Source organism: Neobacillus niacini (assembly GCF_031456445.1).
Classification (GTDB): Bacteria; Bacillota; Bacilli; order Bacillales; family Cytobacillaceae; genus Neobacillus; species Neobacillus niacini_I.
Genome location: NZ_JAVDUQ010000005.1, coordinates 161,346 through 168,880 on the forward strand (window position 1 = coordinate 161,346; position 7,535 = coordinate 168,880).

Consider the following 7,535-nt stretch of genomic DNA (forward strand, 5'->3'; position numbering starts at 1 on the left):
TTCCCTTTTTGTTTTGTACCGCCATCTTTTTTCGTCTGTTTCGTCATGGTGTAAGCCTCCCTCAAATTGTAGGTAACCCCCAATCATAGTTTGAACAAATCCACCATTTTCATAATAGAAAAATAAGGAGGACTTAACAGTTTTTCTTACTTTTTTCACTATAAAAGGCATTGATTTCCCCGCCTAAAATGATGATGAAAGCAGATAAATACAACCAAATCATTAGTACAATAATGGCCCCAATACTACCATAGGTAAGCGAAAAATCACTAAATTTCCCGACAAAAAAGGATAACCCCACGGAAGAGATAATCCAGCCTACTGTGGCAAAGGCCCCTCCAGGAATCGCACTTCTACACCGTAACTTAACATTCGGGGCAATCCAATACAGACCCGTAAAGATTAAAAACAAAATAACCGCACTAACCGGATAGCTTAAAGTATCCCAAACATTTACAAATTCGTCCGAAAATCCCACTTGGGAAAATACAAATATTCCAATTTTCCTTCCGAAAACCGGTAAAATAATCGCAAGAATAAAAACAATAATCATCCCTAATGTTAAAAGAATCGCCGTTCCCCTAACAACAATGAAGGAACGGTTTTCTTTCACATTGTAGGCCTTATTAAACGCTCTGACAATCGCATTAATACCATTGGAAGCAGACCAGATTGTACCGATAATACCAAACGAAAGCAGGCCGCTATTCCGATGATTCATGACATATTTAACATTTTTCTCGATTAAATCCATTGCTTCTGCAGGAGCAAACCCTTTGATTACTCCAAGCACATTTTGATGGGGAATAGGAATATACGGAAGTAATGTAAAAAGAACAATGAGGAGAGGAAACAAGGATAAGAGAAAAAAGTAGGCAAGCTGGGCACTTAATCCATTCAAATCATCTTCTTCAATCCTGTGCCATAGTAATCGAATTAAAGATGAACGAACATTTCCTCTCTTTTCCACTCTTATCCCTCCTTAATAATTTTAATCTTCTTTTATGACGGCATCCATAAGATCTGAGTCCTCATGATCTGTAAAGGCATCTTTGGTTTCCTTTACCATATCGGTTACTTTTGAGTGAGTTCACGAAGTTCTTCCACCTTCTCTGTGATATAGGAGATATCCTCACTTACGTCCTCAACGGTTTCTTTTATTCTGATTGCTGTTTCTTTTATTTGTTCGGCAACCTCTTGCGGATGCTTCACAATATAAAGTCCCTTTTTGGATACATTGAGAATATTTTCCTTCATTACTTCCCGTGTATCTTTATCTAAAAGGCTGATTGCGCCGCCTGCCAATGCTCCATAAAGCATTCCTTTCCAAAATTGATTCCTCTTTTTCACCTTAAACTCTCCTTCTTTCGTACAAATTATCATCTCAACATCCATTTTGCGATAAGCCCATTCCCTATGCAAGTTTAAATCGAAATATTTAATATTCTTTCATAAACATTCCCCTTTTGTAAAAAAACAAAACACTATTTTTATTGACAGATAGTCGTTATAATGAAAAGATGAGAGTAAAAATTCGGAAAGGGTGTCCGGAATGAATTTATCACAAAAATCTACTGAAAATGTCGAATATATGATTGAACAAATAAAAGAAAAATTAAAAGTTCTCAATCTGGGTGCAATTAAACCAACTCATTTTGACGAGGATATGTACGAAGATTTAAAAGAAATTTATGAATTGGTTATGAAGAAAAATTCCTTCAGTCCCAATGAAATGCAGGCACTCGTTGAGGAACTTGGGAACCTAAGAAAAAATAAGTAAGCAGATCCATAATGGATCTGCTTTTTATTTTTGTTCAGTCAGGATAATCGGACCTTCTTTGGTGATGGCAATGGTATGTTCATATTGAGCGGAATACGTTCCATCAACGGTTCTTGCCGTCCAGCCGTTCAAATCCATTTTCGTATGGTACATGCCGATATTGACCATTGGTTCAATGGTAAACACCATTCCTTCTTTAATTCGCGGTCCTTTCCCCGGTAGGCCATAATGTGGAACATCCGGTTTCTCGTGAATAACGGTCCCAATACCATGACCGATGAAATCCCGTACAACCGATAGTCCTTCACTTTCTACATATTTTTGAATTGCGTGTCCAATATCTCCAATTCGATTTCCCGGAATTGACTGTTCAATTCCTTTATAAAGGGCCTCTTTTGTGACCTTTAATAAGTGGTCTGTTTCGGAAGAGACATTTCCAACCGCATAAGACCATGCAGAGTCGGCCAACGCCCCATTATAGTTTACCACCATATCGATTGTGACAATGTCCCCTTCTTTCAAGGGTTCTTTTCTTGGGAATCCATGACATATTTCATCATTAATACTCGCACAGGTGGCAAATTCATAGCCTTTATAACCCTTTTGCTCAGGTGATGCATTATTTTTCCGTAAAAAATCATCAACAAACTCTTCAATTTCCCAAGTCGTAACACCTGGTTTAATTAATTTGGCAATTTCTTTATGGCATGAAGCAAGAATTTCTCCCGCTTTTTTCATCGCTTCAATTTCTCTTTGTGATTTTAGGACGATCATTATATTCCCTACCTTTTTATGTTTTTCAGTAAAACAGTATCATTTTAACGGATCTTTTTAGCCAGAATTTATTCATTCTAAGTTTATATTATCCCTATCCAGCCTTTTTTTCAAAGAAGTGATTTATGAACTAATACATTTTAACTTATATGGTTAAAAATCCGTCGTTCGTAATATGGAACTTTTTTATCCCTTTTGGTAATATTATAATATAGATTATCTTTATTAGGTGTGTGAGATGCAATGATTGGAGAACGTGTAAAAAAACTACGTTTAGAAAAGAAAATGTCTCTTTCCGAGCTTGCTGAACAGGCAGGAGTCGCAAAGTCTTATTTGAGTTCCCTTGAAAGAAACTTGCAAACAAATCCATCCATTCAATTTCTCGAAAAAATTTCAGCGGTCTTAAATGTTCCTATAGATTATTTAATCCATGAACAAATCGACAAAGACGAATTGGACAGCGAATGGATGAAAATTGTAAAAGAAGCAATGAGCTCAGGCGTTTCCAAACAACAATTCCGTGATTTCCTTGAATTCAACAAGTGGCGGGCTGATCAAAGCAAAAAATAAGTAGAATTTCTTAAAAAAAGAAAGCATTCCCAAAAGGATTTTTCATCTTTTTAGGAATGCCTTTTTTGTATGTACCTTAACATCATCCTGAGCAAGAAATGTTCGAACGGTTTCCTTTGTAATTCCAAGTTTTTTTGCTTCGAGAATTAGCGCAATCCATTCCTCATCCATTACATCCATTGTACGTTCTGTGTTTACCAACTAAACTCACCCCTAAAATACATATCGTATTCCAGGCAACCCGGCCATCCTAGCAAGATAATCATCTTACCTTAGATCCTCGGCTTTGCGTCCCTCTTTTTCAAAAGGTTTGCCTTTTTCTGATTGTAATATTCACTAAATGACAATCAATCATTTATTTCCTGCTTAGGACTAAATACTTAATCCTTTATGATACGTTTATTATAAATAGTTCTTTTTTAGTAGGGTGTTAGATTTTGTCAGTTTATTATCATTTTCAAACTACTTTTTGCCCCAAAATATTCAATTTTCAGACAAAAAGCTGCTTAAATATTAAAAAACGCATCATTCATTTACAAACAAACCATATTTTTAAAGAAAAAAGAGGGGGTTTTTGTCGAATCCCCTCTTTTTTCCTTTTATTTGAAATGATAAAATGGATTAAAATCCTTTTTGCCCGGGTCCCCTGCAGAAATATCGTTGAAATGCATGGGTTAAATTTTGATTGTTTAATTCGGGATTTACGGTTTCTTTCGACCGGATGGTTAAATAGGAACAAGAAAGACCAACTTTGCAAGAATCCTCAGTATTTAAACCTTTTAAATCTCCATAAATGATTCCGGCAATAAGCGAATCACCTGCACCTGTTACATCCGTAACCGGTACCTCTGGAGCCACTAATGCTCCGGCTTCCCCGTCCTTGGTAAAGTAAATTAATCCCTGATTCCCTCTACTAATTACGACCTTTTTAACGCCCTTCTTTAAAATTTCCACCGTTGCTTTAAAAAAGTCTCCCTCCGTCTTTATTTTTGTATTCGATAAAGCTTCTGCCTCTTTTTCATTAGCAACAAGCCATGTAATCCCTTCAAGTGAATGGGGTAACTTCTCAGTTTTTGAAACTGAGACCGTAGCAATGCAAATAGGAATATTTTCATTCCTGCAATGTTGGATCACAAGTTCAATGATTTCTGCAGGTAAATTTGTATCGAGTAACACGATTTCAGGTCGGTATTGCGGCCATTTTTTTTCAATAAAATCCTCTTCCGTATAATCATAAATAGCCATATCAGCAAATGCGATTGCCATTTCACCTTCTTCATCAAGTACAGCTGTATAGTTACCAGTTGACTTTCCCGGCAAGGCTTCCAAAAGGCTTACATCAACATATTCTTCTGTCGTTTTACGAAGCCACTTTCCTTCTTGATCATCTCCAACATAACCAAGTAATGAACTATTCAGACCAAGACGCCCAAGGTTTTCAGCGATATTCCGTGCTACTCCGCCACAGGACATCGTACTCTTTGCAGGGTTCGATGTTTTAAAGGTAAGGTGATTTATAGTTTGTATTTTACGATCAATATTGGCTCCGCCAATACATAGAACATTCATGGTTTCACACACTCCTCTGGGACAGGTAAGGAAGAATCAGAATTCGACAAAAATCCTCTCCATTATTACTAGTACGATGCAAACCTTGTAAAAACCTTTGGATAAAATTGTATATCACTGTAATTTGCGCAAACGGTTTCCTAAAAACGTGAGTAAATCAAGGTTTCAGGAGACCCTAACATATTTAAAAATTTTTTAGACTAAATATATTTGTCTAAATTGTGACATTTAGCATATAATGACAACAAAACATAAATATTCAAAATATTCTAAAACTGGAGGTGCAGGAAAAGATGACTCTTCTTCATGTTTTAAATTACTCCATTCCCATTGGCTTTATCATATTTTTCGGTTTTCTCCTTGATCGTATGTGTAAATCTGATAATCCGGAACAAAAAGCTGGTGATGAGTGAAGTCTAGTAAAATAGATTTCACCAAAGCCAGCTTTTTTTTATGCAATAAAAAAAGTAACAATTGAAAGTAACACAGATGTTATCAGCATTGCAATTAACGGGCGGGCTGCTTTTGTACGGAGGTCCCGCAAACTTACATTCAAACCAAGACCGACCATTGCAGAGGTCAAAATAAAGGTGGTAGCCGTTGCAACCCCGTCTAACGCTGTTTTTGAAACCGGAATGGATTTACCGAGGACATAGCTTCCAAGCAAACTCATGAAAATAAATCCAATTAAAAACCATGGGAATTCAATTTTCGTATTACCTGTATTCACTGTATTTTTCCGTTTTACCCAAAACATTAAAATAAAAGATAATGGAACTAGCAGAAGCACCCGCCCTAATTTTGCCAGTAATGCAATCGCCAAGCCATCAGGACCCGCTGGAGCACCCGCTAAAGCGACATGGGCAATTTCGTGAAGGCTAGTTCCACTCCAGATTCCATAATCAATGGCTGATAACGGAAGTATAGGACGCAGGATGGTATAAGTAATAGAAAAGATCGTTCCAACTAGTGCAATAATCCCTACTCCAATCGCTGTATCTTCTTCCTTTGCTTTAATAATGGGGGAAACAGCTGCAATCGCTGCTGCTCCGCATACACCGGTGCCGACCCCAAGCAGTAGGGAGAGAGTTGATTCAGCTTTTAATAATTTTCCGAGCCAAACAGTCAATAATATAGCAAAAGTAATGACAACCACATCGCGTGCAAGCAGTCCGAGCCCTTGATGAATCACAATATCAACATTTAGTTTTAAACCGTACAAAATGATGGCAAAGCGTAAAAAGCGTTTTGCAGAAAATTGAATACCAGCTCGAATTTTTTCCGGATAACCAAAAAATTGCCGATAGATTACCGCAATGACGATTGCGCAAGCCAGCGGTCCAACATGATCAAAACCAGGGACTTTTGATAAAGCATAGCCTAGTGCTGCAACAACAATGGTAAAGGCGATTCCACCTAACCATAAACCGACGGATGGCTTAGGTTTCGGATTTCTTTGCTGCAGATCGGCCTGTTCATAAACAGATAAAACTTTAGCATTCACGTTCTCCATTTTTTTATCACCTCATTTAATTTCTAATTTCAGGATACTCCCCATACGTGTATAAGGAAAATAATGATATATAATAAGGATGATAAGTAAATTCATATACATAGGGTTTGAAGCGGGGGTAATAGGATGGATCAACATTTAGAAGTGTTTTTAAAAGTTGTGGAAAAAGAGAATTTTTCTAAAGCTGCCGAAGAGTTGCATATGACGCAGCCAGCGGTTAGTCAATATATCAGAACACTAGAAGAATCTATCGGGGCGAGGCTGCTTGAAAGGAGTAATAAATATGTACGTCTCAATAAAGCTGGGGAGATTGTCTATCATCATGCAAAAGAAATTTTGGCGCTTTATACAAAAATGCAGTCACTAGTGGATGATCTGACAAATGAGGCAAGCGGGCAGATTTCAATTGGGGCAAGCTATACATTTGGTGAATATATTCTTCCGCATATTATCTCAAGAATGCAATGGCAGTACCCCTTGATTCGTCCATCTATCAAGATTCAAAATACCAAGGAAGTAATTGAGCTAGTGAGAATGCATCAATTAGATATTGGCATTATTGAGGGCTTTTTGACAGATGACCATTTAAGTTCAGAAGTACTTTCGGAGGACAAAATGGTGATTGTTGCACCGCCAACACATCATCTTTTATCCAAAATTGGGCAAAAACAAATTTCAGATTTGGAAGATGAAACGTGGATTCTAAGAGAAGAAGGTTCGGGTACAAGGGAAGCGGCGGAAAACTTTTTTCGCTTACATGAATTTTCTCCAAAAAAAATTATGGAATTCGGCAGCACCCAGGTGATAAAAGAGTCCGTTGAGGCCGGGCTGGGGATAAGCCTATTGTCACGCTGGGCAATTGAAAAAGAGCTTGTCCATAGTTACATCCGGATTATTCATGTTGAGGGGTTGCCTTTTAAACGGAATTTTTCAATGATTACCCAGTCTGCATATCAAACAAAAGCTTTGAAGACATTTATTGAAATAGTGAGGGCGTATTTGGGGGAATTCTGAGTGGGATTTTCTTGTTGGCCGCATAGAACCACTCTATGTACCGGGTTGAGATTTTCTCACCATTTCGGTCGCATAGAGCCTCTCTACGCTACCGAGTTACACTTTTCTTCTCCATTTCGGTCGCATAGAACCTCTCTACGCTACCGAGTTTCGCTTTTCTTCTCCATCTCGGTCGCATAGAACCTCTCTACGCTACCGAGTTACACTTTTCTTCTCCATTTCGGTCGCATAGAACCTCTCTACGCTACCGAGTTACACTTTTCTTCTCCATTTCGGTCGCATAGAACCTCTCTACGCTACCGAGTTACACTTTTC

General features: G+C 37.8%; 9 protein-coding genes and 1 riboswitch. Of the genes, 3 read left to right on the plus strand and 6 right to left on the minus strand.

Annotated features, from left to right (window positions below):
• Window positions 1-133: 133 nt before the first annotated feature.
• Entirely contained in the window at window positions 134-970 is an 837-nt protein-coding gene (locus J2Y67_RS07695; protein WP_310172474.1) for a YihY/virulence factor BrkB family protein, read from the minus strand.
• 104 nt (window positions 971-1,074) lie between these two features.
• Entirely contained in the window at window positions 1,075-1,350 is a 276-nt protein-coding gene (locus tag J2Y67_RS07700; RefSeq protein ID WP_310172476.1) for a YtxH domain-containing protein, read from the minus strand.
• 202 nt (window positions 1,351-1,552) lie between these two features.
• Between J2Y67_RS07700 and J2Y67_RS07705 the strand changes: the two genes are divergently transcribed.
• Window positions 1,553-1,780 carry a DUF1128 domain-containing protein gene (locus J2Y67_RS07705; protein ID WP_071355115.1) on the plus strand — a complete coding sequence of 76 codons (228 nt, stop codon included), beginning with the start codon at window positions 1,553-1,555 and terminating at the stop codon, window positions 1,778-1,780.
• A gap of 24 nt (window positions 1,781-1,804) precedes the next feature.
• Here J2Y67_RS07705 and map read toward each other — a convergent pair whose 3' ends face one another.
• A complete protein-coding gene (gene map, locus J2Y67_RS07710; protein WP_310172479.1) occupies window positions 1,805-2,554 on the minus strand; it encodes a type I methionyl aminopeptidase in 750 nt (249 codons plus the stop codon).
• Between the two features lie 243 nt (window positions 2,555-2,797).
• On the opposite strand from map, the gene J2Y67_RS07715 reads away from it, so the two are divergent.
• Window positions 2,798-3,124: a helix-turn-helix domain-containing protein gene (locus J2Y67_RS07715; RefSeq protein WP_310172482.1), complete on the plus strand. Its 327-nt coding sequence runs from the start codon at window positions 2,798-2,800 to the stop codon at window positions 3,122-3,124.
• Between the two features lie 42 nt (window positions 3,125-3,166).
• On the opposite strand, the gene J2Y67_RS07720 is transcribed toward J2Y67_RS07715, so the two are convergent.
• The 3 genes from J2Y67_RS07720 to J2Y67_RS07730 all read right to left on the minus strand — a co-directional run bounded on the left by J2Y67_RS07720 (window position 3,167) and on the right by J2Y67_RS07730 (window position 6,206).
• Window positions 3,167-3,325, minus strand: a complete 159-nt coding sequence (locus tag J2Y67_RS07720) for an anti-repressor SinI family protein (protein WP_310172483.1) — start codon at window positions 3,323-3,325, stop codon at window positions 3,167-3,169.
• Window positions 3,326-3,356: 31 nt separating this feature from the next.
• Window positions 3,357-3,449: riboswitch (cyclic di-GMP riboswitch) on the minus strand.
• 296 nt (window positions 3,450-3,745) lie between these two features.
• The gene (locus J2Y67_RS07725) at window positions 3,746-4,693 is read right to left on the minus strand and encodes a carbohydrate kinase family protein (RefSeq protein ID WP_310172486.1); all 948 of its coding nucleotides are present in this window, start codon (window positions 4,691-4,693) and stop codon (window positions 3,746-3,748) included.
• Between the two features lie 451 nt (window positions 4,694-5,144).
• Entirely contained in the window at window positions 5,145-6,206 is a 1,062-nt protein-coding gene (locus tag J2Y67_RS07730) for a YeiH family protein (protein WP_310172489.1), read from the minus strand.
• Window positions 6,207-6,332: 126 nt separating this feature from the next.
• Between J2Y67_RS07730 and J2Y67_RS07735 the strand changes: the two genes are divergently transcribed.
• A complete protein-coding gene (locus J2Y67_RS07735) occupies window positions 6,333-7,220 on the plus strand; it encodes a LysR family transcriptional regulator (protein ID WP_310172492.1) in 888 nt (295 codons plus the stop codon).
• The last annotated feature ends 315 nt before the right edge of the window (window positions 7,221-7,535 follow it).